Origin of the sequence: Loktanella fryxellensis, from assembly GCF_900110065.1 — a bacterium.
Taxonomy (GTDB): Bacteria; Pseudomonadota; Alphaproteobacteria; order Rhodobacterales; family Rhodobacteraceae; genus Loktanella; species Loktanella fryxellensis.
Window position 1 is genome coordinate 20,524 of sequence record NZ_FOCI01000012.1, and the last position, 25,820, is coordinate 46,343.

Sequence of the window (25,820 nt, forward strand, 5' to 3'; positions counted from 1 at the left end):
AATGCCCCACGGGGAACCTGAACGACGCGAAAGACAAAAGGAAAGACCTATGTTTGCGGTTCTCAAGACCGGCGGCAAGCAATACCGCGTCCAGTCGGGCGACGTGCTGCGTGTCGAAAAGCTCGACGCACAGGCGGGCGACGAAATCCAGTTCAACGACGTGCTGATGGTCGGCGACACGATCGGCGCACCGCTGGTCGCAGGCGCTGGCGTCAAGGCGACCGTGATCGACCAGATCAAGGGCCCCAAGACGATCAACTTCGTCAAGCGCCGTCGCAAGCACGGATCGCAGCGCAAGAAGGGCCACCGTCAGCAGCTGACGCTGGTGCGGATCGGCGACATCCTGGAATCGGGTGCCGACACGTCCGGCGTGCGCGCCGCCCTGACGGGCCGTGGCATCGCATTCGCGACCGGCGCCGTGGCGATGGCTGCAGCCGGTGCATATGCCGCCTATGCCGCTGCGAACAAGGGTGACGACGCCCCCGCCAAGACGACCAAGGCTGCGACCAAGCCCGCAGCCGACAAGGCGCCCAAGGCGAAAGCCGCCACGGCCGACGCCACCACCGACGGCGACGACCTGAAGGTGCTGTCCGGCGTCGGACCCGCGCTGGAGAAGAAACTGCACGAGGCAGGTGTAACCTCCTTCGCGCAGATCGCCGCATGGACCGACGAAGACGTCGCCGCATTCGACGAAAAGCTGAACTTCAAGGGCCGGATCGAGCGTGAAGGCTGGATCCAGCAGTCCAAAGACCTGAGCAAGTAAGGAGACCGACACATGGCACACAAAAAGGCAGGCGGTTCATCCCGTAACGGGCGCGACAGCGCGGGACGCCGTCTGGGCGTCAAGAAGTTCGGTGGCGAAGTCGTCATTCCGGGCAACATCATCATGCGTCAGCGCGGCACCAAGATGTGGCCGGGCAACGGCGTGGGCATGGGCACCGACCACACGATCTTTGCGGTCGTCGAAGGTCAGGTGAAATTCCACAAGGGTCTGAAGGGTCGCACCTTCATTTCCGTGCTGCCGATGGCAGAGGCCGCCGAGTAAACCCGGACGCTAAGATCTGGCGAAGGGGGGACCGGCGCAGGCCGGTCCCCCCTTCGTCGTTTACGCATCCGTCATGCAGCGGATGCACCATTGGTTTTGAGGAGGAGCGAAACCCATGAGCCTTGATATTGCAGCGGTGCAGGCGACCTATGTCGCCGACCGTTTCACCTTGCGCCCCCTGCGCACGTCCGACGTGGGACTGATCACGATGTTCGCATCCGATCCGGCGTTGGCCCGTGCCACCCGGTCGATCCCGCACCCCCTGCCACCCGGCGCGATGGAAGCGATGATCGCCCGCGCATCTCAACCCGGACGCACCGAGGACGTCTGGGTCATGGACGGATCGGACGACGGTCATGCGGAAGTGCTGGGGCTGGTGTCGCTGGCGCATATGGACCGGGCGCAGTCGGAACTGTTCTATTGGGTAGCACCCGCCTTCTGGCACGTGGGTTTCGCGACCGAGGCTGTCCGCACCCTGCTGGCCCACAATCCGCACGACGCCGCGCAGTATTTCGCAGAGGCGTTCCAGGACAATCCCGGGTCGGCCCGCGTGCTCACCAACTGTGGCTTCGACTACCTCGGCGATGCCGAGGCGTTCTCGGTCGCCCGCAATGCCCTGGTGCCCACATGGACCTACATGCTGAAGATGCAGCACTGATCCCCGCCACGATCGCGACGTCCCGCCTGACGCTGCGCCTGCTGGTGCCCGCCGACGATGCGGCCGTCGTCGCGGCACTGGCGGACTGGCAGGTGGTGCGCTGGCTGACGGCGGTGCCGTGGCCCTTCACGCCAGTCGACGCCGCTCATTTCCGGCGCGTGATCGCGGGCGTTCCGGCGCATCCGCACTGGGCGCTGGATGCGGGCGCAGGATTGATCGGCGTGATCTCGGTCAAGCCCGATCTGGGCTATTGGCTGTCGTCGCGGGCGCACGGGCAGGGCTACATGAGCGAGGCGGCCCGCGCCGTCATCGCGGCGATCTTCGCCGTCAACTCTGCCCCCCTTGTGTCGGGCCATCTGCTGGACAACGGGCCGTCGCGGGCGGTGCTGCGCAAGCTCGGGTTCCGCGATACCGCCATCGCCTCGGTCGCGCACCGTGCCACCGGCGGCGCGGTCGATGTGCAGCGCATGGTGCTGACCCCGCAGGACTGGCAGGCGCGCCATGCATGATCCGGCGACGGGCATCACCGCCCGCAATCTGGGGCCTGCGGATCTGGACGATCTGCACGCCATCGGGTCAGAGCGGTCCGTGGTGCGGCAAATGGGCGGCTGGCCGTGGCCGCCGCGCCGCGATTTCACCGCGACCCGGTGCAGGCCCTATGCGGGGGACGGCTTCGTCTGGGGGCTGGACCGGGGCGGGCGCATCGTCGGCACCGTGGCCGTCACCCGTGGAGAGTTGGGCTACATGCTGCACCCGCAGGTCAGTGGCCAGGGCCTTGGCACGCGGTGGGTCGGTCTTGCGGTCGATCACGCCTTTGCCACCTTGCCGCTGACGCGGATCGACGCCAGCGCATGGGCCGACAATGCGGCCTCGGCCGCCGTGCTGCGCAAGCTCGGGTTCGTGCACTGGCAGACCCGGTTCGAGCAGGCCATCGCCCGCGGCTTTCCCGTCGCCAGCCACCACTATCGCCTGACCCGCGCCACGCACGACCGCTTGAGAAATGCGGACGATTGCCGTAAGGCGACCGCTTAACAACCCCAAAGGCCGCCGCCCATGAAGTTCCTCGATCTGTGCAAAGTCTATATCCGCTCCGGCGGCGGTGGTGCGGGCTGCGTGTCGTTCCGGCGCGAGAAGTTCATCGAATATGGCGGCCCCAACGGTGGTGACGGCGGCAACGGCGGGTCCGTGATCGCGGTCGCCGTGGACGGTCTGAACACGCTGATCGATTTCCGCTATCAGCAGCACTTCTTCGCCCACTCCGGCCAGCACGGCATGGGGCAGGGCATGACCGGCAAATCCGGCGACGACATCATCCTGCGCCTGCCCGTCGGCACCGAGATCATCGACGAGGACGAAGAGACGGTCATCGCCGACCTGACCGAGGTCGGGCAGGAGGTCGTACTGGCCCGTGGCGGCAATGGCGGCTGGGGCAACCTGCATTTCAAATCCGCGACCAATCAGGCCCCGCGCCGCGCCAATCCGGGGCAGGAGGGGATCGAACGCACGATCTGGCTGCGGCTGAAGCTCATTGCCGATGCGGGCCTGTTGGGGATGCCAAATGCGGGGAAATCGACCTTCCTCGCTGCAACGTCGAACGCACGGCCCAAGATCGCGGATTATCCGTTCACCACGCTGGTCCCCAATTTGGGGGTCGTGGGCGTGGACAACGTCGAATTCGTCGTGGCCGACATCCCCGGCCTGATCGAAGGCGCGAGCGAGGGGCGCGGTCTGGGCGATCTGTTCCTCGGACACGTGGAACGCTGCAACGTGCTGCTGCATCTGGTCGACGGCACCTCCGGCGATCCGATGCAGGACTGGCAGACCATCATCACCGAACTCGAGGCTTATGGCGGTGATCTGGCGGACAAGCCGCGCATCACCGTGCTGAACAAGATCGACGCGCTCGACGCCGAGGAACGCGTGTTCCTGCGCGAAGAGATGGAAGAGGCGGTCGGCACCCCCGTCATGCTGATGTCCGGCGTCACCGGCGAAGGCGTGACCGATGTGCTGCGCGCGCTGCGCGGCCAGATCGACGAAGGCCGCCTGCGCGCGCGCATCGCAGCGGAAGAGCCCGTCGAGGATGACGCATGGCGGCCCTGACCGACGCCCGGCGGCTGGTCGTCAAGATCGGCTCCGCCTTGCTGGTGGACCGCGATTCGGGTGCGTTACGGGCCGACTGGCTTGCCAGTCTCGCGCAGGACGTGGCGCGGATCAGGGCGCGCGGGACGGACGTGATCCTTGTGTCGTCCGGATCTATCGCGCTGGGGCGCGGCGTGCTGGGGCTCGGGCGGGGCGAATTGCCGCTGGAGCAGTCGCAGGCAGCCGCAGCCGTGGGGCAGATCCAACTGGCACGCGCCTATCAGCAAGTCCTCGATCCGCTGGGGATCGTCACTGCACAGGTGCTGGTGACGCTGGACGATTCGACCGACCGCCGGCGCTACCTCAACTCTCGCGCCACGATGGAGACATTGCTGGGGTTGGGCGTCGTGCCGATCGTGAACGAGAACGACACCATCGCCACGGACGAGATCCGTTACGGCGACAACGACCGGCTGGCGGCACAGGTCGCCGTCACCGTGGGGGCGGATCAGGTCGTGCTGCTTTCGGATGTCGACGGCCTCTATACCGCGAACCCCCATACGGATGCGGACGCGCGGCATCTGCCGGTCGTGCCGCACCTGACGCCCGCGATCCTCGCCATGGCGGGGGATGCGGTGTCGGGCCTGTCCAAGGGCGGGATGAAGACCAAGGTCATGGCGGCCCGCGTCGCGACGGAGGCGGGCTGTGCCTTGTGCATCACATTGGGATCACCCCACAACCCGTTGACGGCGTTGCAAGATGGCGCGCGCGCCACGTGGTTCACGGCACAGACGACGCCGCAGGCCGCACGCAAGCGCTGGATCGCCGCGATGAAGCCGCGTGGCACGTTCACGGTCGACGCGGGGGCCGATGCGGCCCTGCACGACGGCAAGAGCCTGCTGCCTGCGGGAGTCGCCCGCGTCGATGGCACATTCGAGCGCGGCGACCCTGTCGCGATCGTGACGGCGCACGGGGCGCCGCTGGGTCTGGGTCTGACCAACTACAGCAGCGTCGAGGCGGGCCAGATCATGGGCCGTCGCAGCGCCGATGCGGCCGCCCTGCTGGGCTACAAGGGGCGGACCGCCCTGATCCACCGGGACGACATGGTGCTGCAGGATGGCGGATCGGCCTGAGCGGCACAGCCGGCGATGTGCGGTCGCTCAGGCGACCAGGGCGGCCCGATGACCAAAGCGGACCACGACGGTGTTGTCCGCCAGCAGTACCTGCAACGCCGTGTCGGATTGTGCCGTGATCTGCGACAGCAGGGCGAATTGCACCTGCGCCGCCGTCACGTCGACCATGGTGCCCGGTCGCGCCAGCGCATCCCACAAGGCCACGTCGAGCCGCAGGCGCGGCGCATGGCCGCCCACGGTCCAGTGGCCGCTGGTGCGCGATACGGTGATCTTGCCGCCCTGCGCCATCGCCTGTTCGAGGCACATCATCAGCAGGAAGGCGATCCGCACCTCGTCCCGCGTCAGGTCGCCTGCGGGTTGCCAGTCATAGGTGATGCGACTGCCGCGGGCGTGGTCCGACAGCAGCCGCAGCACGTCACGCGTGGCGATGGACTGGCCGGGGCTGGCCGCACCGAAGGCCACGCGGAAAAAGCGGATCCGCGCGGAGGCATGCGCGGCCGAGGTCGCGATCAGCGCCATTTCCGCGTCACAGTCGCCCGGCTGCGACAGGGACATCAGTTCGACCCCGTTGCCGATCGCGCCGATCGGACTGATAAGGTCGTGACAGATGCGAGATCCCACCAGCGTTGCCAGATCGTTGGTCACGCCGCACCCCCGTTCGCGCAAAGGACCGCCGCCATGACCGACGATTTCAATGCCATGCTGGAGCCCGGGATGCTGGTGCGGCACCCCGACGCGCCCGACTGGGGCACGGGCCAGGTGCAATCGAACATCGACGGTCGCGTGACCGTCAATTTTCGCGAACAGGGCAAGGTCGTGATCGACGGGTCGCGGGTCATGCTGGTTCCGGTCCTAGATGCGTGATCGCCAAGTGACGCTAGCAACACGTGCAAACGAGTCAACCGGCGCCAGCACAGCGTGCCTGCAATTGGTTGCCAAATCCTTAATGCCGGCATCCGCATGCACGGGCAATGACGGGTCCGTGCCATGACTCCGCTGCAGCACGCAGGCCAAGTGCGGTTGCGAACCCGACTTGCGGACGGCCCGGGCGATGTCGCTGCGGCACAGGCCCTGCGATACGAGGTCTTCGTGCGCGAACTCGGCGCGGGCGGTGCCTGCCATGCGCATCTGCCCGGGCAGGAGGCGGACGCGTTCGATCCGCACGCCGACCATCTGCTGCTGGAGGACCTGGCACGCGACGACGGTACGGTCGTTGGCGTGTATCGCATGATGAACAGGTCGCAAGCGATTGCGGCAGGACGGTTTTCTTCTGCACACGAGTTCGATCTGACGCCGCTTCTCGCCAGCGGGCGGCCGCTGCTGGAACTGGGGCGGTCGTGCCTGCTGCCGGCCTATCGCGGCGGGCCTGCGATGATGCACCTGTTCGCGGGCGTGGCGCAGCACGTAGCGGCACAGCCCGACACGCTGCTGTTCGGTGTCGCGTCGTTCCATGGTACCGATACGGCGCGTCTGACCGCTCCGCTGGCGCTGTTGCACAGCGACCATCTGGCGCCGCCCGGTCTGCGGCCCCATGCGATTGGCCCCCATGCGATCCCGATGCCCGTTGCAGCACCTGCCGATCGCAAGGCCGCGCTGCGGGCGATTCCACCGCTGATCAAGGCATATCTGCGCCTTGGCAGCGTCGTGGGCGACGGAGCCTGCGTCGATCCGGGCTTCAACACCACCGACGTGTGCATGATGCTGGATGCGGCCATGATGACGGCGGATCAGCGGGCCCGTCTGTGGCCGCCACGCGGATCGTCGTGATGCCGGTATCTGTGCCGCCGGTGACGTGGTCGGGCGCGCCACCGCCGCCCCCCCCGCGTCTGAGTCTGCGCGCAAGGGTCCGCGTGCTGCGCCGGGCGGTGCCGATGGTGGCGGTGATCTTTGGCGGGCTGATCGCAGCGCTGCTGCTGCGGCCGCTCGAACGGCTGCGTCATGGGGATGGCCGCCCCTGGACCGCCGGTCTGACGGTCGGCGTGTGTCGCGTGGCCCTGCGATTGCTGGGGTTGAAGCAGGACCGCCGCGGCACGCCGCTGCAGTCTGGCGGCGCCTGGGTGGCGAACCACGTGAGCTGGCTCGACATCCTCGTGCTGAACGCGGGCGGACGCGTCGTCTTCGTGTCCAAGGCCGAAGTCGCGCGGTGGCCGGGCATCGGCTGGCTGGCGCGGGCGACGGGCACCGTGTTCGTCACCCGCGACAGGCGGGCCGCTGCCGCCGACGTGGCCCGGCTGCGCTCAAGGCTGGCGCAGGGTCAGGTGCTGATGTTCTTTCCCGAAGGCACCTCGACCGACGGTCTGCGGGTGCTGCCGTTCAAGCCGACGCTGCTGGCACCCCTGATCGCCGCGGGCCTGCCGGTGCAGGCAGTGACGCTGACCTATCGCGCGCCCGCCGGGGCCGATCCACGAATCTATGGCTGGTGGGGCGACATGGATCTGGGGCCGCATCTGCTGGCGACGCTGGCGCATCGCAGGCAGGGGACCGTGACCGTCACATACCATGCGCCGCGACCCACGACACCGGGCGACGACCGCAAGGATCTGGCCCACCACTTGATGCAGGACGTCAAGTCCGCCCTGTAAGCTGATGATTTATCAGGACATCGCCGCCATCAGCAGGCGCAGGGCGGCGGCGGGATCGTCGTTGCGCCAGATCTCGTCGCCCAAGGCGAAGAAATCCACGTGCGGGCTGACGACGCGGATGAGCTCAACGTCGAGGGCGCCTTCGGCGACCACGGGAACTTCGATCATCTGGCTCCACCAGTCGAAGAGATCGAGCGTCGCACGGCTGCCGTCGTCGAGCGCGGTTTCACCCACCGGGCCGAAGCTGACGTAGTCTGCGTTCAACTCTCCCGCCGTCATGCCGTCATGGCGGGACTGCCCGCAGAAGGTGCCGATGATCGCATCCTCGCCCAGATCCTTGCGCACGGCGCGCACGGACCGCGCGCCGTCCAGCAGGTGTACGCCGTCCAGACCGTGCCGCGCCACCAGCGCCACGTGCCGTTCGATCACCAGCGCCACGTCACGCTCTGACGTCACCGCGCGGATCGCGTCGGCGGTACGGCCGATCCGGTCCTCGTCCCGCGTGGCCAGCGACAGGCGCACGCAGGCGACCTGTTCGGCGTCCAGACAGGCCGCAAGGCGGTCCGGATAGCTGTTAAGGTCGACCTCGGTCGGGGTGATGAGATAGATCTGCGGCAGGTCGGCGTCGGGTGTCGTGTCGGCGGTCATGGGATCAATCCGGCGTAAGGGTTGCGGCGTTCTAGCGTGGATCGTGCGGCTTGGCTACGCATGGTCCGCTTGTCAGGACGCAGCGCGGCCCGTATCACGCGCCCAGCCCAGAGGGACCGATGCCATGACCAGACCGCCGACCCAGCCCGCTTTCGTCCTGATCCGGCCCCAGATGGGCGAGAACATCGGGGCGGCGGCGCGGGCCATGTGGAACTTCGGCCTCGACCGGATGCGGATCACGGCACCACGCGACGGCTGGCCCAACAGCCGGGCGGTCGCCATGGCCTCGGGCGCGGGGCGTCTTCTGGACGATGCGATGATCTGCGACACGACGGCGGCGGCACTGGCGGACTGCCATTATACCTATGCCACTACGGCGCGCCCGCGCGAGCTCACGAAACCCGTGCTGACGCCCGAGGAGGCGATGCAGGACGCCGCCGCGCGCATCGCCGCGGGTCAGCGGGTGGCCGTGATGTTCGGTCCGGAACGGGCAGGGTTGGAGAACGACGACATCGCACAGGCGAACGCCATCATTTCGGTCCCGGTGAACCCGCAGTTCGCGTCGCTGAACCTGGGTCAATGCGTGCTGCTGACCGCCTATGAATGGCAGCGCCAGCAGGGGTCGGCGTTGCGCGACGCCTTCGTGCAGCCCGACATGGCCGAGACGATCGAAGTGCAGAAGCTGGCCGAGCATTACGAGGAGACGCTGGGGCAGGCGGGGTTCTTCTTTCCCGACCACAAGGCCGACAGCATGAAGCTGAACCTGCGCAACCTGTGGAGCCGGATGCCCCTGACCAGTCACGACGTACGGATGCTGCACGGGATGATGCGGCAGATGGTCCGCTGGCGGGACAGGGACTGATTGGCCCCGGGGGCCAAGCCTTCGGCGAGAGTATTTCGTAAAAAGCGAGCCCGGCTGCGGCGCCTTGTCGGCGACAGGCGCAGGCAGGGCCTTGCGTTTTGCGGTCTGCCTTCGTAGCAGGCGGTCATGGCACGCGCACCCCTTCTCCAACTCTCCGAGATCTCGCTGACCTTCGGCGGTGATCCCATTTTCGACAACCTCTCGCTGGTGGTCCAGCCGGGTGACCGGGTGGCCCTTGTCGGCCGCAACGGGTCCGGCAAATCCACCCTGATGAAGGTGATGGCCGGTCTGGTCGAGGCGGACCGGGGCCAGCGCACGGCGGCGCCGGGCGTCAGCGTCGGCTACATGGAACAGGACCCGACGATGGAGGGGTTCGAGACGCTGGGCGCCTATGCGGCCTCTGGCATGGACCCCGACGAGGCCTACCGCGTGGACATGGTCGCCGAAGGGTTGAAGTTCAATCCGGCGGGGCTGGTCGCCACTGCATCGGGCGGCGAGAAGCGGCGCGCGGCACTGGCCAAGCTGATGGCCGAGGCACCGGAGCTGATGCTGCTGGACGAGCCCACGAACCATCTGGACATCGAGGCGATCGCCTGGCTGGAGGCGGAGCTGAAGTCCACCAAGGCGGGCTACGTCCTGATTTCCCACGACCGGGCGTTCCTGCGCAACCTGACGCGCGCGACCCTGTGGATCGACCGGGGCGAGGTCCGGCGTGCCGAAGAAGGCTTCGACGGCTTCGAGGCGTGGCGGGATCGTTTGTGGGAAGAGGAAGACCAGCAGCGCCACAAGCTGAACCGCAAGATCAAGGCCGAGGCCCGTTGGGCCGTCGAAGGCATCTCGGCCCGGCGCAAGCGCAATCAGGGGCGGGTGCGTGCACTGGCCGACCTGCGCGCGGAGCGTGCGGGGCAGATCCAGCGGCAGGGTGCCGCGGCGATGGCGTTCGAAGGGGGTGCGACCTCTGGCAAGAAGGTGGTCGAGGCGTTCGGCCTGTTCAAGGCGTTCGGCGACAAGCCCATCGTGCAGGGCCTTGACCTGACGGTGCAGCGCGGCGACCGGATCGCCTTTGTCGGCCCCAATGGCGTCGGCAAGACCACGCTGATCAAGATGCTGCTGGGGCAGGTGGCCCCGGATCAGGGCGAGGTGAAACTGGGCACCAACTTGGAGATTGCGCTGTTCGACCAGACCCGCGCGCAGCTCGACCCGGACATGACGCTGTGGGACAACCTCGTGAACGATCCCGAGATGGGCGTCAGCGGCAAGGCCGACCAGATCATGGTGCGCGGCGTGCCCAAGCACGTGATCGGCTATCTCAAGGAATTTCTGTTCGACGAGGCGCAGGCCCGCGCCCCCGTCCGCGCCCTGTCGGGCGGCGAAAAGGCGCGTCTGCTGCTGGCGCGCCTGATGGCGAAGCCCAGCAACCTGCTGATCCTCGACGAGCCGACCAACGATCTGGACATCGAGACGCTGGATCTGTTGCAGGATCTGCTGGGCGATTACGACGGCACCGTGCTCTTGGTCAGCCACGACCGCGACTTCCTCGACCGGACGGCGACCACGACCGTGGCGATGGAAGGCGATGGGCAGGCGACGGTCTATGCCGGCGGCTGGTCCGACTATCAGTCGCAGCGCGGCACACGTGCCAAGGCCGCAAGTTCGGTGGGCAAGCAACTGTCGACCAAGGGCAAGCAGCCGCAGGCGGTCGCGCGCAAGACCGGCCTGTCGTTCACCGAAAAGCACCGCCTGGACGAGCTGCCCGGCGTGATCGCGCGGCTGGAGGCCGAGATCGCCAAGCTGGAGACGCTGATGATGGACCCGGACCTATTTACGCAGAACCCGGTGAAGTTCGAGAAGGCGACGGATGCCCTGACCGACCGGCACGCCAAACTGCAGGATGCAGAGGCCGAATGGCTGATGCTGGAAGAGAAAGCGGCGCAATAAGTCGGCTTGCTGCGATTTTGCATGGAACGTCTGCCGCAAGCTTGCGTTAGCATGGCGAAGCAGAAACGGAGATTGAACATGCGTATCGCACTTGCCCTGACGGCCAGCCTGATGGCCACCACCGCCCTTGCCCAGACCGAGGCGGTCGTGGCCGAACCAACGCCAACCGATCCGATGGTCGTGGTCGAAATCGTCGATGCGACGGCTGTCGGCAGCTTCGGCATCAATGCCGACCTGATCGACGACCTCGACCTGCGCAATACTGCTGGCGACAAGATCGGCGATGTCGAAGGCGTCTATGGCCCCGACGTGATGACGCCCGATGCGATTCTGGTGGATTTCGATGACGATGCCGTGTCCGGCGATGACGACGAGCGTCTTGTGCCGCTGACCGCGGTGACGTTCGATGGCAGCGCCCTTGTGCTGGCCGATGGCACCGACGTCGGCGGTCTGCCCGTCATGAACGACTGACGCCGGTCTGCCTGACCGCGACAGTGAACCCGGCCCCGCACTGCAGGGCCGGGTTTTTTATTGCACTGCCTTGGCTCAGCCGTCGAAGTTCACTTCTTCCATGATGCGCAGAGCGGCGGCACGGTGGCTTGCGACCTCGGTCAGGTCGATGTCATCGGGTGTAAAGGTGCCCCAGCCTGCGACCAACTCTGACGGCGTGGCCTCGGCGAGCACGGGATATTCGTTGTTCACCTCGGCATAGACGGTCTGTGCGGCTGGCGAGACGAGGAATTCCATCAATTGCAGTGCCTCGTCGCGGTTCGGCGCACTCTTTGTCATGGCGATGCCAGAGATGTTCATGTGGGTGCCGCCGTCTTGAAACGTCGGAAAGCGGATGGTGACGGCATTCGCCCATTCGACCTGCTCGGGGTCGGCCAGCATCTGACCCATGTAGTAGGTGTTGCCGAGGCTGATGTCGCATTCGCCGGCCCAGATCGACTTGACCTGCGCGCGGTCGTTGCCATCGGGCTTTTTCGCGAGGTTGGCCTTCAGCGCCTCGGCCCAGACGCGGGCTTCTTCCTCGCCATGGTGGGCGATATAGGCGGACAGCAGCGCGAGGTTGTAGTCGTTGAGGCCAGAGCGGGTGCAGATGCGGCCCTGCCACTTGGGATCGGCGAGGTCTTCGTAGGTCGTGATCTCGCCGTCGGCGACGCGGTCGGTGCTGGCATAGACGATGCGCGCACGGGTGGTCAGGCCGAACCACGTGTCGTCGGTGCTGCGCAGGTTGGCGGGGATCGCCTCCTTCAGCACGGCGCTGTCGACGGGCTGCACGGTGCCGCTGTCCACGACGCGCTGCATGTTGGCGATGTCGACCGTCATCACGAGATCGGCCGGGCTGCGGTCGCCTTCGGCGGTCAGACGCTCGATCAGCGCATCGTTCACGAAGTCGAGGTTCACGGCGATCCCGGTCTCGGCGGTGAAGGCATCCATCACCGGCTGGATCAGTTCGGGTTGGCGGGTGGTGTAGATGTTCACGTCCGCAAGGGCGGGCATGGCGACAGTGCCGGCGGCGGTGGCAAGAAGCAGGGTACGCAGGGTCATGTTGGTCCTCCAGTGATATGGTGACCGTAAACCCGACTATTTCTGTTTGGTCAATACCTGAATATTTCAGTCGGTCATCCGCTCGTGCGCCTTGGCGGCGTCCCACAGGGCATCCATTTCTGCCAGATCGCTGTCGGCGGGGCGGCGCCCCATTGCGGCAAGGGCGTCTTCCACCGCGTTGAAACGGCGCGAGAACTTGGCGTTGGCAGCGCGCAGCGCCTCTTCCGGGTCCACGCCCAGATGCCGGCCGAGGTTCGCCATGACGAACAGCAGGTCGCCGTATTCCTCGGCCACTTCGGCGAGAGACATCGTGTCGCGGGCCTCGACCAGCTCTGCTGCTTCTTCTGCGATCTTGTCCACGACGAGGGCCACGTCGGGCCAGTCGAAACCCACGCGCGCCGCGCGTTTCTGCAGTTTGACCGCGCGCATCAGGGCGGGCAGGCCGATCGCCACGCCGTCGAGCGTGCGGCCTTCCGCACGGGCGGCACGTTCCTGCGCCTTGATCGCCTCCCAGTCGGCGGTCTGCTGATCCGGGGTCTTGTCGCGGTTCTGGTCGCCGAAGACATGTGGGTGGCGGGCGACCATCTTGTTGGCGATGTCGCGCACCACGTCGTCGAAGGTGAACAGTCCCGCCTCCGTCGCCATCTGCGTGTGGTAGACCGACTGAAGCAGCAGGTCGCCCAATTCGCCCCGCAGGTCGTCGTGATTGCCCCGCGCAATGGCGTCGGCGACTTCATAGGCTTCCTCGATCGTATACGGTGCTATGGTCGCGAAATCCTGCGCGATGTCCCACGGACAGCCCGTCTGCTGATCGCGCAGCGCCGACATGATCGCCAGCAGGCGCGGCATCCCGCCGTGAGGGTCGAAGATCAGGCGATCGTGGCTACGGGGGGTGTCGGTCATTGCGGCGCTCCGGTCGGTCTGGCACACATTAGGCCTGCCCCAGTCGGAGTGCCAGCCATGCCCGTGACCCCATGCCAGTAACCAATGCCATCGTTAATCTGGCGCCACAGATGACCGCCTGGCGCCAGCACCTTCACACCATGCCGGAGGTCGGCTACGACACCCGCCGCACAGCGGCCTTCGTGGCCGAACAATTGCGCGCTTTCGGCGTGGACGAAGTGCACCAGGGCATTGCCGAGAACGGGATCGTTGCGATCATCAATGGCGAAAAACCAGGTCGCACCATTGGCTTGCGTGCCGACATGGATGCACTGCCGATGGCCGAGACGACGGGTCTGCCCTATGCCAGCGCCACGCCCGGTGCGATGCATGCCTGCGGTCACGATGGCCATACCACCATGCTGCTGGGGGCCGCGCGCCATCTGGCCGACACCCGCAACTTCGCGGGTCGTGTCGCCCTGATCTTTCAACCGGCGGAAGAAGGTGGCGCCGGTGCGGAACGGATGCGCCGCGAGGGCATCTTCGACACCTTCGACATCGCGCAGGTCTATGCCCTGCACAATGCGCCCGGGACGCCCGTGGGCCAGTTCTATACCACGCCGGGGCCGATCATGGCGGCGGTGGACGAGTTCACGATCCACATCGACGGCCGCGGCGGTCATGGGGCGACCCCGCACGCGACCATCGACCCGATCAGCGCCGCCGTCAGCATGGTGCAGGCGATCCAGACCATCGTCAGCCGCAACCACTACGCGCTGGACGATCTGGTGATCTCGGTGACGCAGATCCACGCGGGGTCGGTCTTCAACGTGATCCCCGACACGGCGATGATCAACGGCACCGTCCGCACCTTTGATCCCGCCGTGCGGCAGATGGTGATCGACCGTCTGGGCCAGATCACGGATGGTCAGGCGGCCAGTTTCGGCGTCACCGCGCGACTGGAGTATGGCAACGGCGATCCGGCGACGATCAACGATCCCGACTGCACCGCCTTCGCCGCCGCCGTGGCGGCCGAAATCTCGTCCTGCGACGCATCCGCCCTGCGAGAGATGGGGGCCGAGGATTTCTCCTACATGCTGGAGGCGCGGCCCGGTGCCTACCTCTTCATCGGCAACGGCGACTCTGCTGGCCTGCATCACCCGAAGTATGATTTCAACGATGAAACAGCACCATACGGGGCGTCCTTCTTTGTGCGGCTGATCGAGAGGGCGTTGCCGCTGCGGAGCTGACGGGGTGCCGCCTTGCGTGACGCCGCATCCGCGCCATATGTCACACTCACGAAGGAGCATGTCATGCTGAAGAAGATCCTGATCGGCGCGGGTGTCGTCGCCCTTGTCGGTGCCGTCTATGTCCGGCTGTCGCCCAGCGACATCTCGACGTTTCACGTGGCCCCGGTGGCCACGGTCGCGGGCGACGTGGGCGGTTCGCACAGCTTTCAGGCGGCCCGCCAGATCACGGCACCTGCCGCCGACGTGCTGCGTGCCGTCGATACGGTGGCCACGTCCACCCAGCGGACATACGCGGTCGCGGGCAGCATCGGTGAAGGCCTCGTGACCTATCAGACGCGGTCGGCGCTGATGGGGTATCCCGATTATACCACAGTCACCGTCATGGACGGCCCCGACGGGCCGCTGCTGGTCATTCTCGCACAGTCCCGTTTCGGCCAAAGCGACCTGGGCGTGAACCGTGCGCGGGTCGAGGAATGGCTGGCCCGTCTCGGGCCGCTGGTCGTGCCTCTGGGCTGACCGACGCGGGTGGCCCCCTTGACGGGCCGCGCGCCGACTGACACCTGACATCCATGATACCCGCAGACCGCATGGCCCAGATCATCGACCGCTTCCAGTTTCTGGAGGCGAAGATGGCGGGCGACGTGGCAGGCGGCGACATCGCGGCCCTCGCCCGCGAATACAGCGACCTGACGCCGGTGGTGGCCACGCTGCAGGCCTACATCGACCTGTCGCAGCAGATCACCGACACCGAAGACCTGCTGTCCGACCCCGAGATGCGCCGCATGGCGGAAGAAGAGCTGCCCGACCTGCGCGCACGGCTCGCTGCATCGGAAACCGCCGTGCAACTGGCCCTGCTGCCGCGCGACGCCGCCGATGCCCGCCCCGCGCTGCTGGAAATCCGCCCCGGCACCGGTGGGGATGAGGCGTCTCTCTTCGCCGCCGATCTGCTGCGGATGTATCAGCGCTATGCCGAAGGCCGCCGCTGGACCTTCGAGGTGCTCGATCAGTCGGACACGGAACTGGGCGGGATCAAGGAGGTCACCGTCCGCATCGCGGGCGACGGCGTGTTCGCACGGCTGAAATACGAATCCGGCGTGCACCGGGTCCAGCGCGTGCCCGAAACCGAAAGCGGCGGGCGCATCCATACCTCTGCCGCGACGGTCGCTGTCCTGCCGGAGGCGGAGGAGGTCGACGTGCAGATCGCCGCCAGCGACATCCGCATCGACACGATGCGCGCCAGCGGTGCGGGCGGACAGCACGTGAATACCACCGATTCGGCGGTGCGGATCACCCACCTGCCCACCGGTATCATCGTCGTCAGCGCCGAGAAATCGCAGCACCGCAACCGCGAGATTGCCATGAACGTGCTGAGGACGCGGCTGTTCGATCTGGAACGCCAGCGCATCGACGGCGCACGCTCTGCCGACCGCAAGGCGCAGATCGGCACCGGCGACCGGTCCGAGCGCATCCGCACCTACAACTTTCCCCAAGGCCGCCTGACCGACCACCGGATCAACCTGACGCTCTATGCGCTGAACCAGATCCTGCAGGGTGACCTCGACACGATCATCGACGCGCTGCAGGCGGATGCGCAGGCGCGTCTGCTGGCCGAGATGGGCACGTGATCTGGGCCGACCTGCTGCGGCAGGGGGCGCAGACCCTGACGGCGGCGGGCGTGCCCGATGCCGCGCGCGATGCGCGCAGACTTGCCGCGCACGTGCTGGGGGTGGAACCTGCCCGGATTACGCTGGTGGCCCAGGACGCGGTCGGCCCTGGTCTGGCGCAGCTCTATGACGGGTTGATCGCCCAGCGGTCCCGCCGCGTGCCAGTGTCGCACCTGACCGGCAGCCGCCAGTTCTATGGCCGCGTCTTCACCGTGACCCCCGATGTCCTCGACCCGCGACCCGAGACGGAGACGCTGATCGAGGCCGCCCTTGCCCGTCCATGGCAGCGGATGCTCGATCTTGGGACAGGATCGGGCTGCATCCTGTTGACATTGCTGGCTGAACGCGGGGCGACCACGTTCGGCATCGGCACCGATCTGTCGCGCGCGGCGCTGTCGGTGGCGATGCGCAACGCAGCTGACCTGCGGCTGGGCGACCGGGTGCAGTTCCATGCGGGTGACTGGCTGGACGCGCTGCCCGCGGGCACCGCCGCCTTCGATCTGATCGTCTCGAACCCACCCTACATCAGCCTCGACGATTTCGCGACGCTGGCGCCCGACGTGGGCCTGTACGAGCCGCGCCTTGCCCTGACCGACGGCGCCGACGGCCTCGGTGCCTACCGCCGGATCGCGCGCAGCGCTCCCGCGCATCTCGTGCAGGGCGGCTGGCTGTTGGTCGAGATCGGGCCTGCGCAGGGGAAGGCCGTGGCGGACCTGTTCACGGCGGCAGGCCTGACGGTGGTCACCGTGCTGCAGGACCTCGACGGACGCGATCGCGTCGTGACAGGACAAAAGCCGCGCAGCACCCCGCAAAAGCGCTGAAACCCCCCGAATTTCGCTTGCCAGACCGCTTTTCACATGCCATTTCGATCCCATCGGCGCGGCGAGTGATCACGCATTCCCCCCGGTTGTCGCCAGACACAGCTTGGTCGCCCGTCGTGCCCTTTGCACCGCATCAAGGCACCATGCCCAACGAAGCCAACGGCTTGAGGCAAGTTCATTCATGAGATCATCGAAGTCACGGTCGCGCGGGAACAAGAACCGCAACACCAGCCGTCCCACTGGCGGCAACATCATCAACCGGGTCTTCGACAGCTCTGGTCCCGATGGCAAGGTGCGCGGCACGCCGCAGCAGATCATCGAGAAGTACAACCAGCTGCACCGTGACGCGCAGCTGTCCAACGACCGCGTGAACGCCGAAAATTTCGCCCAGCACGCCGAACACTACCTGCGGATGCTCGCCGAGGCGCAGCGCGAGGTGGATCGCCAACGCGATGAGCAGGAAGAGCAAAACCGCGCCCGTCAGGCCGAACGCGACCGCGAACGCACCGAGCAGGAAGAGCTGAACCGTCAGCGTCAGGCCGAGCGTGACCGGGAGCGCAACGAGCGCCTGCGCGCGCAGGAACAGGCCGGTGGTGCGCGCGACGACCAGCAGCCGCGCGCAGAGCAGCAGCCGCGTCAGGACCAGCAGCCGCGTCAGGACCAGCAGCCGCGTGCAGACCAGCAACCGCGATTCGTGGATCAACCCCGGCAGAGTGATCAGCCACGTGTTCCCGACGCAGCACGTGGCGGCGATGCACCGGTGGCCGACAGCCGCGATGGCGAGGGGCAGTCTCCGGCACGACGGACGCGCCAGCCGCGCCAGCGCACGGGGCAGACCGATGGCCAGCCCGCGATTCAGGGCGACAGCGGTCTGGTCGACACGCCAGAGGCCCGCACCGATGCGCCAGCCCCGAAACCCCGCAAGCCCCGCGCCCCGCGCAAGCCGCGCGAGGCATCGGATGCACCCGGTGCGGCCACCGGCACCGACGACTGAGCCTGCCCGATGCGACGCATGAAATGGCCCTCGGCGATGATCGCCGGGGGCCTTTTCATGTCTGCAATGTCAGATCTGCGGCGTCAGGCTGCGGGTCAGGGCGCAGAACTGTTCCAGCCCGATTTCCTCCGCCCGCGCGGTGGGTGGGATACCGACCGCTGTCAGGTGATCCTCGATCCCCGGGCCCAGTGGCTTCAGCGCCGACCGCAGCATCTTGCGCCGCTGGTTGAACGCCGTCGCCACCACCCGGTTCAGCATCGCCGCATCCGCCGGATAGCGTGGCGCGGGCAGCGCAGTCAGGTGTACGACAGCGGAGCTGACCTTGGGCGGCGGTGTGAACGCCTCCGGCGGCAGATCCATGACGATCCGGGCATCGGTGCGCCAATGCACCAACAAGGCGAGGCGGCCATAGGCATTGTCGCCGGGCTTCGCCACTATGCGCTGCGCCACCTCGCGCTGGAACATCAGGGTCAGGCTGTCCCAGAACGGCGGCCAGGTCGGCGGCGACAGCCAGCGCACCAGCAACTCCGTCCCGATGTTGTAGGGCAGGTTGGCCGCGATGCGGATCGGTGCCGTCAGCCGCCCCGCGACGTCAACATCCAGCGCATCGCCCAGCACGACATCCAGCCGTCCCGGATAGGCGGCGGCGATCTCCTCCAGTGCGGGGATGCAGCGGGGATCCTTCTCCACCGCCAGGACACGCCGCGCGCCTTCGGCCAGCAGGCCGCGGGTCAGTCCACCCGGTCCGGGACCGATCTCGAGGATGTCGGACCCCACCAGATCGCCTGCCATCCGCGCGATCTTGGCGGTCAGATTCAGGTCCAGCAGGAAGTTCTGTCCCAGCGATTTCTGGGCGGCAATCCCATGCGTCGCGATCACCGCGCGCAGGGGGGGCAGGGAATCGATGCGGCTCATCGTATCATCTTGTCTGAAATACGCGCGTCGGAGGCTCCGATGCTTCTTGCGTCACGGGCGTCCGCCATCCGCGCCGCCATCCGCAGCGCCGCGATCATCGACGTCGCATCCGCCACGCCGCGTCCGGCGATATCGAATGCGGTACCGTGATCCGGCGACGTCCTCACGAAAGGCAGGCCCAGCGTCACGTTCACGCCACCGGCGAAGTCGATGGTCTTGATCGGGATCAGGGCCTGATCGTGGTACATGCACACGGCGACGTCATAGCGCGCCCGCGCGCTCGCATGAAACATCGTGTCGGCGGGCAGCGGGCCGGTCAGGTCCATCCCCTCCGCCCGCAGCGCGGCCAGCACGGGGGCGATCAGATCGCGCTCCTCGGACCCCATCTTGCCGTCCTCGCCCGCATGGGGGTTCAGACCCGCCACCGCGATGCGCGGGCCTGCGATCCCGAAATCGCGGATCAACGCCGCATGGGTGATCCGCAGCGTGTCGCGCAGCCCCTGCGCCGTCAGTGCCGACGGCACGGCGGACAGGGGAATGTGGATCGTCGCGGGCACGACGCGCAGGGCGTCGCAGGCCAGCATCATCACCACGGGCACGCCCCCCGCGAGGGTGGCCAGATATTCCGTATGCCCCGGATGGGCAAAGCCCGCGCCATTCTGTAGTGCCGCCTTGTGGATCGGGGCAGTGCAGATCGCGCGCGCATGCCCCGAGGTCACCAGCGCCACACCGTCGGCGATGGCGTCGATGACGCCTTGGGCATGGCGGGTGTCGGGACGACCCGGCACGGTTGCGCCGCCGAAATCGCGGGCCAGCACCGGCAATGCGTCGGGGCAGGGTCCGTGTGCGTCCTTGACATCGCCGATCACGCGCACCGGTGTGCCGGCTGGCAAATGCGCGGGATCGCCGATCCACAGCAGCGCCATGTCCGCACCCAGCGCGCGCCATGCGGCGACGGCGACCTCCGGCCCGATGCCGGACGGTTCGCCGCAGCTGATGACGATGGGCGCGTCGCGGCCGGGCGGCCGGGTCACGGGCGGTACCTCACGGGCGGTTACTCACGGGCGATTACTCACGGGCGGCCACTCACGGGCGGATCGTCGCCTGTGCGCGCAGGTCCGCCAGCAGTGCATCAGCAAAGCCCGACAACCGCTGCGCCTGCAACTGCGTCCGCAGCGCCTCCGGGTCGGCGGCGGCGTCGCCATAGGTGCGCGCACACATCATCACCAGCAGCGTGGTGTTGCCACGGCTGATCCCGACAGAGGTCTCATTCGCGTCCAGCTTGGCCAGTTCCAGCGCGATGTCCTGCGGGATCTGGTCGGGGGCCACGGTTTCGCGGGCCAGCACGGCCGCAGGTTGTCCGCGTGCCACGCCGTAAAGGTCGTCGCAGGTGTCGATGCGGTTCGCCACACCCTGCGCTGCGGCCCGGTCGCCGCCGACCGCATAGGTGGCATAGTCGATCGCAGTGGGCGCGGCCTGCGCCTGTGGCACCTCACGGATGCCGCGCAGCTGGAACAAGGCGACGCCGTTGGGGATCGGGATCGGTGCCGTCACCTCGTTCACCGCAAGACCGGCCAGCAGACCCTGCAATCCGGCGGGAAAGTTGCTTAGCGGCAGCCATTCCAGACGGCCACCGACATCGCGGCTGGGCAGCGCCGAATATTGCCGGGCTGCCGCCTCGAACGCCGCCTGCGACGTGACCTGTGCGATCTGGGCGGCGATGGCATTCGCCTCCGCCGCCTGCGGCGGCGGTGCGGCGATGATGATCTCGGTCAGCAGCAGTTCCAGCGCGTCGGCACCGGGCACGGGCTGACCGCCGGCCTGCGCCAGATCCGCGTCGGTCACCTGCGCCTGACCGGCATAGCGCTGGCGGATGTAGTCGCGCCACGTCACGCCGATCTCGATGAACGCCTCGAGCGTGCCTTGCGCCACGCCGTTCTGGGCCAGCAGTTGCACGAACTGCTCGCCGGTCAGGTTTGCGCGGGTGGCGAAAGCGTCGATCTCGATCGCCAGACCTTCCGGCGCCAGGCTGACGCCGCGCCGGTCGAGCTCTTCCTGCTTCAGGCGTTCCTCGATCAGTTGCTCGCGCGCGATCGTCTGGACATCGCCGGGCGTGTTGAACAGGGTCAGCAGCCGCGCCCGCTGGTCCAGCTCGTAGCCCGTGATCGCACTGTCGTTCACGGTGATGACCGGCGAGAACTGGGCCTGCGCCGCACCCATCGACAGGGGCAGCAGGGCGGCGGTCAACAGGGCTTTCAGCAGATGGGTCGGGCGCATGGGGCGATGGTCCTATCGTCGGTTCGGCACGGGAGGCCGCAGGAACGGGGTGCGGCGGTCGGTTCAGCTTTGGCAGTCGCGGGGCGTGATCTTCCGCACGCCACGGGCGGAAAAGCCCCGCAATGCCACCGATAGCCCATAGTCGGTCGTTGGCTGCACCGTAGTCGAAACCACATAGCGGCGCGAGGCCGAAAGCGAGACGCGCACGCATTCGTTCTGCCAGCCGACCTCGATCCCGGCGCGCGCGGGCGCATCGCGGGCGATGTCGTAGCGGGTGTCGAAACCGACGTTCCACGCCTGCGTCACCTGCACCGCCCCGTCGAAGCTGTATTCCGACACCGTGTCGGTGCGCCCCGTCGCCGGATCGGCGGCCTGCCAGATATAGCCGCCGGCCAATTGCACGTCGGGCCGGTTCCAGAACACGCGCGCGGTCGCCAGCGTCGTGTCCGCATCGTCCTGCAGCAGCGCACGTCCGTCGAAGGTCAGCCCGCGCGGCAGGCGGATCTGACCTGCGACCAGCCAGTCCGACGCCGCCTTGCTCTGCCCCGATGTCGGGGTGAAGGCGGGGTCGGCCTCGCTGCGCAGGATGCGGCCAAAGCCGAGGCTCGATTTCACGCCCTCCGACCCGGCCCGCGTCCACGTCACGCCAAGGCCGAGCCGCATCCCATCCTCGGCCACGTCCTGACCGGGGGCCTGCGCCAGCGCCAGCAGGTTGCCCGCGTCGAGTTCGGTGCGGGTGCTGTCCTCGTTCGGGGGGGTGTCGCCGTAGGGCTGCGACCACGTCAGGGCCGCGACGGGTTCCAGCACGTGCCGGGTCCGTCCGTTCTGGCGCACCAGAGGATAGCGCAGCAGGACCTGACCGTAGGGGACAACACGCGACAGCGTGGCGTGGAACCGCGTCGTGTCCGTCAGCTGGTAGACATCCGCGGTCAGCGCGCTGGTCACCGTCCAGACCACGCCGCCGCCCGTGACGCCGTCCTGCGCCCATGCGGCGCTGGCCCCGGTGCGGGTCACGTCGCGCCCCGTAGGCACCTCGTCGGCGCCATAGCGCACCAGCGTGTCGGCGCTGGCGGTGACGGTCACCGTCCCACCGGCTGCGGGATACAGGCGTCGCACCAGACCGGCCGCCCCCACGACGGGGGGCAGGCTGGCCGTCACCTCGTTCTCGCGCAGGGTCTGGTAATAGGACAGGCTGGCCGAGGCGGCGGCATCGTCCGTCACCCGCGTCAGCGCCACGACACTGGCCAGCCGGTCGGTGTCACTGATGTTGTAGTCCGACAGATAGGCGCGGTCCGAAGCCTGCTGGATGTCGAACGCCAGCTGCAGGCCATCCGCCATGGCAAAGCTGCCTTCGGCAAAGAGATAGCCGCGCAACCCGTCCCGGCGATCCAGATCGTCGCTCGATACCGCCCCGTCGACGGTCACGTCGCCGTTGCGGAACGCCTGACGGTAGCGTCCTTCCAGCGTGCGGGTGTTGCCGGCCAAAAACGGCGTCAGCAGCACGTCGCGACTGTCGCCGAGTGTGACGTAATAGGGCACCTGCAGCCCGAATCCCAATCGGTCGCCGGTCTGGATGCTGGGGATCAGCACACCCGTGGCGCGGGCATTGTCGGGGGCAGGCAGCCGCAGCGAAGGAAAGGCGAGGATCGGCACGCCTTTGACCCGGAAGCGTGCATTCTCGAAGTAGATCTGCTGCGCCACTTCGTCGTATATCACCTTTTCGGCGCGGATTTCCCACAGGGGCGCCGTACCGCTGCAGACCTGACAAGAGGTGACGGCGGTCTTGTAAAGCTGGCTGTAGCGGCCATCCACCCGGTCGATCTGGTTGGCGGCCAGTTGCAGCTGCTGGTTCAGGACCAGCCGCGCGCCCAGCAGGACGCCGTTTTCCAGTTGCGGATCGAGGTCGGCCTGCACCGCCGTCAGGATCTCTCCGTCGGGGCCAGTCAGCAGGATCGGTCCCTCGATCCGCAAACGGTCGGTGGGTTCGTCATAGATGACGCGGGCCGCCTGCAGGCGGCTGCCGTCATAGAGCACCTCGATATTGCCGCTGGCGGTCAGGGTCGTGCCGCCGGTCACGAAGACCTCGTCGGCCACCAGCGTCGCGGCCTGCTGGGCGTGGCCCGTCGCGGGCGACATCAGGATCGCGGCGCACAACAGCAGGATCAGGTTCAGGGCGCGCATCAGCCATCCTCGCGTTGTAACAGGATGCCAAGGGCCAGTCCTGCGGCGGCCAGCGGCGGGGCCCATGCGGCGAGGGCCGCAGGCACGGCCCCGTTCTCGCCCATGATCTGGGCGAAATTGCGGATGAAGTAGATCGTGAACGCCAGCATGATCGCCGCCATCACGTTCAGACCGACACGCCCCCCGCGCTGCACCCGCATGGTGAAGGCGGCCCCGATCAGCAGCATCGCGGTCAGGAACAGCGGCGACGACAGCTCCATCTGAAACCAGACGATATGGCGCTGCGCGGAAAATCCCGCCGCCTGCAATCGGGCGATGAAGGCGGGCAGATCCCAGATGCCGATCGAACTGGGGACGCCGAACGTGTTGCGGATCTGGTCCGGCGTCAGGGCCGAGGGGATCGTGGCGGTGGCCGCCTGCGTCGCCATGGCCTCCGGCGTGCCGTCGATGTCCAGGGGCCAGGTCTTGACCCCGTCCAGCTGCCATGCGCCGTCGGACAGCACGGCGGTGTCCGCCTTGATCCGCGCCAGCGGTGCGCCGTCCGGGTCATAGGTCAGAAACGTGGCGTCGGTCAGCGTGGTGCCGGACAGGTTGGTGCGGGCCGCGCGGATCACCGTCTGGCCCGCCGCGTCGCCCTGCCGCAGCCACAGGCCAGAGGACACCAGCCCCAGCACCGACCGAGGACCCTGCAGGTCGGCCACTTCGGCATCGAAGGCGCGGCTGGTCGCGGCGACGACGGGGTTCAGCACCGCCACGGCCAGAACCCCGATCAGCACCGATGTCAGCGCAGGCGCCAGCAGCAGCCGCAGCCCGGACCGCCCCGCCGCGCGCACGACCACCAGTTCCGACGACCGGGCCAGCGACAGGAACATCGTGACGCTGGCGATGATGGTGATGAGGGGCAGGATTTCATAGATGCCGCGCGGCGCATCCAGCACCGACAGCTTCAGGATGGCACCGAACCCCGCCGCATCGTCGCCGTAGCGGCGCAGATTCTCGGCCAGACCCAGAAACGTCAGCATCACGAGGAAGATGACGAAAACGCTGGTGAAGGACAGCGCAAAGCGGCGCGCAAAATACCGATCGAGGATCATGCGACGACCCCCGCAGCAGGCTTGCGATGGAACAGATACGGGCGGCCTGCAACCATCAGCAGCACGGTCACCACGGCAAATCCCGCTGCCACCGCCAGATAGGCCGCGAACCACATCTGCGGCGTGGTGCGGGCGGCGTTCATGCCGACTGTCTCCAGCGCCTTGACGGCGATGATCAGCACGACCGCCCCCACGATACGCGGCCACAGGCCAAAGCGGCTGAAGCTGCCGGTGATCAGCGCGGCAAATCCCAGCAGCGCCGCCACAGTGCCCAGCAACGCCTGACCGATGCGGTCGTGCCCCTCGGCCACCAGCTCTGCCGCCGTGCGGCCCGTCTCGGCCTCCAGCGCTGCGGTGGGGCGCAGCAGGTCGATTGTCATCACCTCGCGCGATGTGCGGTCGGTGCGCGGCGTGATCTGCAACAATCCCCCGATGTTGTACGAAAAATCCGCGAACTCCGTCACGAACAGGCGCGTGTCGGCGACCCGCAGGCTTTGCGCCATGCCATCGAGCATCACCAGTTGCGTGTCGCCACCGTCGCGCACCAGATAGGCACGGCGCGCGGTATAGGTCACCTCTGTCCCGGGGTCGCGCAGGTCCGACAGGAACACGTCCTGCATCTCGCCCTCCGGCGTGATCGCCCGGATATAAAGGGTGATGCCGTCGGTCGGTTCGATGAACTGCCCCGCCGTCAGGATGCGGGCGGTGATGTTCTGCGCGATCTCGGCCTGCCGCACGTTCAGCGCGGTGGTCGACAGCGGCACCAGCAGATGCGTCAGTGCCGACATCAGCACCGCCACGACCAGACCGAAGTACAGCACCGGACGCGCCATCCGCCACGGGCCAAAGCCTGTCGCCTGCATCACCACAAGCTCGCTGTCCTGCGTCATGCGATTCGTGACATAGACGCTGGCCGCAAAGGCCGAGATCGGCAGCGCCAGACGGATGACCCCGGGCAGCGACAGCAGGATCAGCTCGACGATGGTGGCCGCGCCCTGACCGTCGGCGATCAGCTGATCGAACAGCCGCACGGCGGCATTGATCCAGTAGATCAGCACGAGAACGAGGCTGAAGAACCCGAACACGACCATCAGCTGGCCCAGCATGTAACGGTCGAAACGGGGCAACGCGGGCAACCTTCGGTGATGTTGCGGCAAGTTAGCCGAAGCGGGCATGTTCGGAAACTGCAAACTGGTCAATGCGGCGCCGCCCCGCTAGGCAAGGGGCAACCAGATCACAGCCGCGA

28 protein-coding genes are annotated in these 25,820 nt (G+C 67.4%); 18 read left to right on the forward strand and 10 right to left on the reverse strand.

From position 1 onward, the window contains the following. Positions 1 to 49 precede the first annotated feature (49 nt). The 7 genes from BMX16_RS10335 to proB all read left to right on the forward strand — a co-directional run bounded on the left by BMX16_RS10335 (position 50) and on the right by proB (position 4,915). Complete coding sequence (locus BMX16_RS10335) at positions 50 to 763, forward strand: 50S ribosomal protein L21 (protein ID WP_089902789.1); 714 nt, start codon at positions 50 to 52, stop codon at positions 761 to 763. 12 nt (positions 764 to 775) lie between these two features. Continuing rightward, on the forward strand, positions 776 to 1,045 hold the full coding sequence (gene rpmA, locus BMX16_RS10340; RefSeq protein WP_089902792.1) for a 50S ribosomal protein L27: 270 nt from the start codon (positions 776 to 778) through the stop codon (positions 1,043 to 1,045). 115 nt (positions 1,046 to 1,160) lie between these two features. Beyond that, positions 1,161 to 1,703: a GNAT family N-acetyltransferase gene (locus tag BMX16_RS10345; RefSeq protein WP_089902795.1), complete on the forward strand. Its 543-nt coding sequence runs from the start codon at positions 1,161 to 1,163 to the stop codon at positions 1,701 to 1,703. Next, positions 1,673 to 2,212 (forward strand): GNAT family N-acetyltransferase, encoded by a 540-nt coding sequence (locus BMX16_RS10350; RefSeq protein ID WP_143058014.1) that lies wholly within the window; start codon positions 1,673 to 1,675, stop codon positions 2,210 to 2,212. Before BMX16_RS10345 ends, BMX16_RS10350 begins: the two co-directional genes overlap by 31 nt. Beyond that, a complete protein-coding gene (locus tag BMX16_RS10355) occupies positions 2,205 to 2,735 on the forward strand; it encodes a GNAT family N-acetyltransferase (RefSeq protein WP_089902801.1) in 531 nt (176 codons plus the stop codon). The genes BMX16_RS10350 and BMX16_RS10355 overlap by 8 nt, the downstream gene beginning before the upstream one ends. Before the next feature lie 21 nt (positions 2,736 to 2,756). Beyond that, entirely contained in the window at positions 2,757 to 3,803 is a 1,047-nt protein-coding gene (gene obgE, locus BMX16_RS10360) for a GTPase ObgE (RefSeq protein WP_089902805.1), read from the forward strand. After that, a complete protein-coding gene (proB, locus tag BMX16_RS10365; protein WP_089902808.1) occupies positions 3,791 to 4,915 on the forward strand; it encodes a glutamate 5-kinase in 1,125 nt (374 codons plus the stop codon). Before obgE ends, proB begins: the two co-directional genes overlap by 13 nt. Positions 4,916 to 4,942: 27 nt before the next feature. Here the strand turns inward: proB and BMX16_RS10370 are convergent, their stop codons facing one another. Further along, a complete protein-coding gene (locus BMX16_RS10370) occupies positions 4,943 to 5,560 on the reverse strand; it encodes a histidine phosphotransferase family protein (RefSeq protein ID WP_089902811.1) in 618 nt (205 codons plus the stop codon). 33 nt (positions 5,561 to 5,593) lie between these two features. Between BMX16_RS10370 and BMX16_RS10375 the strand changes: the two genes are divergently transcribed. From BMX16_RS10375 to olsA, 3 genes are all read left to right on the forward strand, one after another. Further along, the gene (locus tag BMX16_RS10375; protein WP_089902813.1) at positions 5,594 to 5,779 is read left to right on the forward strand and encodes a DUF3553 domain-containing protein; all 186 of its coding nucleotides are present in this window, start codon (positions 5,594 to 5,596) and stop codon (positions 5,777 to 5,779) included. A 123-nt stretch (positions 5,780 to 5,902) separates the two neighbouring features. Then, positions 5,903 to 6,682, forward strand: coding sequence for a GNAT family N-acetyltransferase (locus BMX16_RS10380; protein WP_089902816.1), 780 nt, complete (start codon positions 5,903 to 5,905; stop codon positions 6,680 to 6,682). After that, positions 6,682 to 7,497: a lyso-ornithine lipid O-acyltransferase gene (gene olsA / locus BMX16_RS10385; protein ID WP_089903061.1), complete on the forward strand. Its 816-nt coding sequence runs from the start codon at positions 6,682 to 6,684 to the stop codon at positions 7,495 to 7,497. Before BMX16_RS10380 ends, olsA begins: the two co-directional genes overlap by 1 nt. Before the next feature lie 12 nt (positions 7,498 to 7,509). Here olsA and BMX16_RS10390 read toward each other — a convergent pair whose 3' ends face one another. Beyond that, a complete protein-coding gene (locus BMX16_RS10390) occupies positions 7,510 to 8,145 on the reverse strand; it encodes a thiamine phosphate synthase (protein WP_089902819.1) in 636 nt (211 codons plus the stop codon). Between the two features lie 124 nt (positions 8,146 to 8,269). On the opposite strand from BMX16_RS10390, the gene BMX16_RS10395 reads away from it, so the two are divergent. The 3 genes from BMX16_RS10395 (at position 8,270) to BMX16_RS10405 (ending at position 11,416) form a co-directional block, all read left to right on the forward strand. After that, positions 8,270 to 9,007, forward strand: coding sequence for an RNA methyltransferase (locus BMX16_RS10395; protein ID WP_089902821.1), 738 nt, complete (start codon positions 8,270 to 8,272; stop codon positions 9,005 to 9,007). Positions 9,008 to 9,133: 126 nt separating this feature from the next. Next, a complete protein-coding gene (locus tag BMX16_RS10400; protein ID WP_089902823.1) occupies positions 9,134 to 10,945 on the forward strand; it encodes an ABC-F family ATP-binding cassette domain-containing protein in 1,812 nt (603 codons plus the stop codon). A gap of 78 nt (positions 10,946 to 11,023) precedes the next feature. Continuing rightward, entirely contained in the window at positions 11,024 to 11,416 is a 393-nt protein-coding gene (locus tag BMX16_RS10405; RefSeq protein ID WP_089902827.1) for a hypothetical protein, read from the forward strand. Positions 11,417 to 11,491: 75 nt separating this feature from the next. Here BMX16_RS10405 and BMX16_RS10410 read toward each other — a convergent pair whose 3' ends face one another. Both BMX16_RS10410 and mazG read right to left on the reverse strand, forming a co-directional pair. After that, entirely contained in the window at positions 11,492 to 12,496 is a 1,005-nt protein-coding gene (locus tag BMX16_RS10410; RefSeq protein ID WP_089902830.1) for a Fe(3+) ABC transporter substrate-binding protein, read from the reverse strand. A gap of 66 nt (positions 12,497 to 12,562) precedes the next feature. Then, the gene (gene mazG / locus BMX16_RS10415; RefSeq protein ID WP_089902833.1) at positions 12,563 to 13,399 is read right to left on the reverse strand and encodes a nucleoside triphosphate pyrophosphohydrolase; all 837 of its coding nucleotides are present in this window, start codon (positions 13,397 to 13,399) and stop codon (positions 12,563 to 12,565) included. Between the two features lie 71 nt (positions 13,400 to 13,470). Here mazG and BMX16_RS10420 point away from each other — a divergent pair, with 71 nt between their 5' ends. The 5 genes from BMX16_RS10420 (at position 13,471) to BMX16_RS10440 (ending at position 18,107) form a co-directional block, all read left to right on the forward strand. Then, positions 13,471 to 14,628 carry a M20 aminoacylase family protein gene (locus tag BMX16_RS10420; protein WP_089902836.1) on the forward strand — a complete coding sequence of 386 codons (1,158 nt, stop codon included), beginning with the start codon at positions 13,471 to 13,473 and terminating at the stop codon, positions 14,626 to 14,628. 63 nt (positions 14,629 to 14,691) lie between these two features. Further along, entirely contained in the window at positions 14,692 to 15,144 is a 453-nt protein-coding gene (locus tag BMX16_RS10425; RefSeq protein WP_089902839.1) for a DUF1499 domain-containing protein, read from the forward strand. A gap of 53 nt (positions 15,145 to 15,197) precedes the next feature. Then, entirely contained in the window at positions 15,198 to 16,253 is a 1,056-nt protein-coding gene (gene prfA, locus BMX16_RS10430; RefSeq protein ID WP_089902842.1) for a peptide chain release factor 1, read from the forward strand. Beyond that, positions 16,250 to 17,113, forward strand: coding sequence for a peptide chain release factor N(5)-glutamine methyltransferase (gene prmC, locus BMX16_RS10435; RefSeq protein WP_089902845.1), 864 nt, complete (start codon positions 16,250 to 16,252; stop codon positions 17,111 to 17,113). The genes prfA and prmC overlap by 4 nt, the downstream gene beginning before the upstream one ends. Before the next feature lie 181 nt (positions 17,114 to 17,294). Further along, positions 17,295 to 18,107, forward strand: coding sequence for a DUF4167 domain-containing protein (locus BMX16_RS10440; protein ID WP_089902848.1), 813 nt, complete (start codon positions 17,295 to 17,297; stop codon positions 18,105 to 18,107). A gap of 69 nt (positions 18,108 to 18,176) precedes the next feature. Here BMX16_RS10440 and rsmA read toward each other — a convergent pair whose 3' ends face one another. From rsmA to lptF, 6 genes are all read right to left on the reverse strand, one after another. After that, positions 18,177 to 19,022 carry a 16S rRNA (adenine(1518)-N(6)/adenine(1519)-N(6))-dimethyltransferase RsmA gene (gene rsmA, locus BMX16_RS10445; RefSeq protein ID WP_089902850.1) on the reverse strand — a complete coding sequence of 282 codons (846 nt, stop codon included), beginning with the start codon at positions 19,020 to 19,022 and terminating at the stop codon, positions 18,177 to 18,179. Continuing rightward, on the reverse strand, positions 19,019 to 20,056 hold the full coding sequence (gene pdxA / locus BMX16_RS10450) for a 4-hydroxythreonine-4-phosphate dehydrogenase PdxA (protein ID WP_089902853.1): 1,038 nt from the start codon (positions 20,054 to 20,056) through the stop codon (positions 19,019 to 19,021). Before pdxA ends, rsmA begins: the two co-directional genes overlap by 4 nt. A 52-nt stretch (positions 20,057 to 20,108) precedes the next feature. Next, positions 20,109 to 21,299, reverse strand: a complete 1,191-nt coding sequence (locus tag BMX16_RS10455) for a peptidylprolyl isomerase (RefSeq protein ID WP_089902857.1) — start codon at positions 21,297 to 21,299, stop codon at positions 20,109 to 20,111. Positions 21,300 to 21,362: 63 nt separating this feature from the next. After that, positions 21,363 to 23,480, reverse strand: coding sequence for an LPS-assembly protein LptD (locus BMX16_RS10460; protein ID WP_089902860.1), 2,118 nt, complete (start codon positions 23,478 to 23,480; stop codon positions 21,363 to 21,365). Then, a complete protein-coding gene (gene lptG / locus BMX16_RS10465) occupies positions 23,480 to 24,574 on the reverse strand; it encodes an LPS export ABC transporter permease LptG (RefSeq protein ID WP_089902864.1) in 1,095 nt (364 codons plus the stop codon). Before lptG ends, BMX16_RS10460 begins: the two co-directional genes overlap by 1 nt. Next, positions 24,571 to 25,701, reverse strand: a complete 1,131-nt coding sequence (lptF, locus tag BMX16_RS10470) for an LPS export ABC transporter permease LptF (RefSeq protein ID WP_245731477.1) — start codon at positions 25,699 to 25,701, stop codon at positions 24,571 to 24,573. The genes lptG and lptF overlap by 4 nt, the downstream gene beginning before the upstream one ends. Positions 25,702 to 25,820 lie beyond the last annotated feature (119 nt).

Bases quoted from the DNA above. Each gene is read 5' to 3' on its own strand.
- BMX16_RS10335 (WP_089902789.1), top strand. From the start codon at position 50: ATGTTTGCGGTTCTCAAGACCGGCGGCAAGCAATACCGCGTCCAGTCG.
- rpmA (WP_089902792.1), top strand. From the start codon at position 776: ATGGCACACAAAAAGGCAGGCGGTTCATCCCGTAACGGGCGCGACAGC.
- BMX16_RS10345 (WP_089902795.1), top strand. From the start codon at position 1,161: ATGAGCCTTGATATTGCAGCGGTGCAGGCGACCTATGTCGCCGACCGT.
- BMX16_RS10350 (WP_143058014.1), top strand. From the start codon at position 1,673: ATGGACCTACATGCTGAAGATGCAGCACTGATCCCCGCCACGATCGCG.
- BMX16_RS10355 (WP_089902801.1), top strand. From the start codon at position 2,205: ATGCATGATCCGGCGACGGGCATCACCGCCCGCAATCTGGGGCCTGCG.
- obgE (WP_089902805.1), top strand. From the start codon at position 2,757: ATGAAGTTCCTCGATCTGTGCAAAGTCTATATCCGCTCCGGCGGCGGT.
- proB (WP_089902808.1), top strand. From the start codon at position 3,791: ATGGCGGCCCTGACCGACGCCCGGCGGCTGGTCGTCAAGATCGGCTCC.
- BMX16_RS10375 (WP_089902813.1), top strand. From the start codon at position 5,594: ATGACCGACGATTTCAATGCCATGCTGGAGCCCGGGATGCTGGTGCGG.
- BMX16_RS10380 (WP_089902816.1), top strand. From the start codon at position 5,903: ATGACTCCGCTGCAGCACGCAGGCCAAGTGCGGTTGCGAACCCGACTT.
- olsA (WP_089903061.1), top strand. From the start codon at position 6,682: ATGCCGGTATCTGTGCCGCCGGTGACGTGGTCGGGCGCGCCACCGCCG.
- BMX16_RS10390 (WP_089902819.1), bottom strand. From the start codon at position 8,145: ATGACCGCCGACACGACACCCGACGCCGACCTGCCGCAGATCTATCTC.
- BMX16_RS10395 (WP_089902821.1), top strand. From the start codon at position 8,270: ATGACCAGACCGCCGACCCAGCCCGCTTTCGTCCTGATCCGGCCCCAG.
- BMX16_RS10400 (WP_089902823.1), top strand. From the start codon at position 9,134: ATGGCACGCGCACCCCTTCTCCAACTCTCCGAGATCTCGCTGACCTTC.
- BMX16_RS10405 (WP_089902827.1), top strand. From the start codon at position 11,024: ATGCGTATCGCACTTGCCCTGACGGCCAGCCTGATGGCCACCACCGCC.
- BMX16_RS10410 (WP_089902830.1), bottom strand. From the start codon at position 12,496: ATGACCCTGCGTACCCTGCTTCTTGCCACCGCCGCCGGCACTGTCGCC.
- mazG (WP_089902833.1), bottom strand. From the start codon at position 13,399: ATGACCGACACCCCCCGTAGCCACGATCGCCTGATCTTCGACCCTCAC.
- BMX16_RS10420 (WP_089902836.1), top strand. From the start codon at position 13,471: ATGCCAGTAACCAATGCCATCGTTAATCTGGCGCCACAGATGACCGCC.
- BMX16_RS10425 (WP_089902839.1), top strand. From the start codon at position 14,692: ATGCTGAAGAAGATCCTGATCGGCGCGGGTGTCGTCGCCCTTGTCGGT.
- prfA (WP_089902842.1), top strand. From the start codon at position 15,198: ATGATACCCGCAGACCGCATGGCCCAGATCATCGACCGCTTCCAGTTT.
- BMX16_RS10440 (WP_089902848.1), top strand. From the start codon at position 17,295: ATGAGATCATCGAAGTCACGGTCGCGCGGGAACAAGAACCGCAACACC.
- rsmA (WP_089902850.1), bottom strand. From the start codon at position 19,022: ATGAGCCGCATCGATTCCCTGCCCCCCCTGCGCGCGGTGATCGCGACG.
- BMX16_RS10455 (WP_089902857.1), bottom strand. From the start codon at position 21,299: ATGCGCCCGACCCATCTGCTGAAAGCCCTGTTGACCGCCGCCCTGCTG.
- BMX16_RS10460 (WP_089902860.1), bottom strand. From the start codon at position 23,480: ATGCGCGCCCTGAACCTGATCCTGCTGTTGTGCGCCGCGATCCTGATG.
- lptG (WP_089902864.1), bottom strand. From the start codon at position 24,574: ATGATCCTCGATCGGTATTTTGCGCGCCGCTTTGCGCTGTCCTTCACC.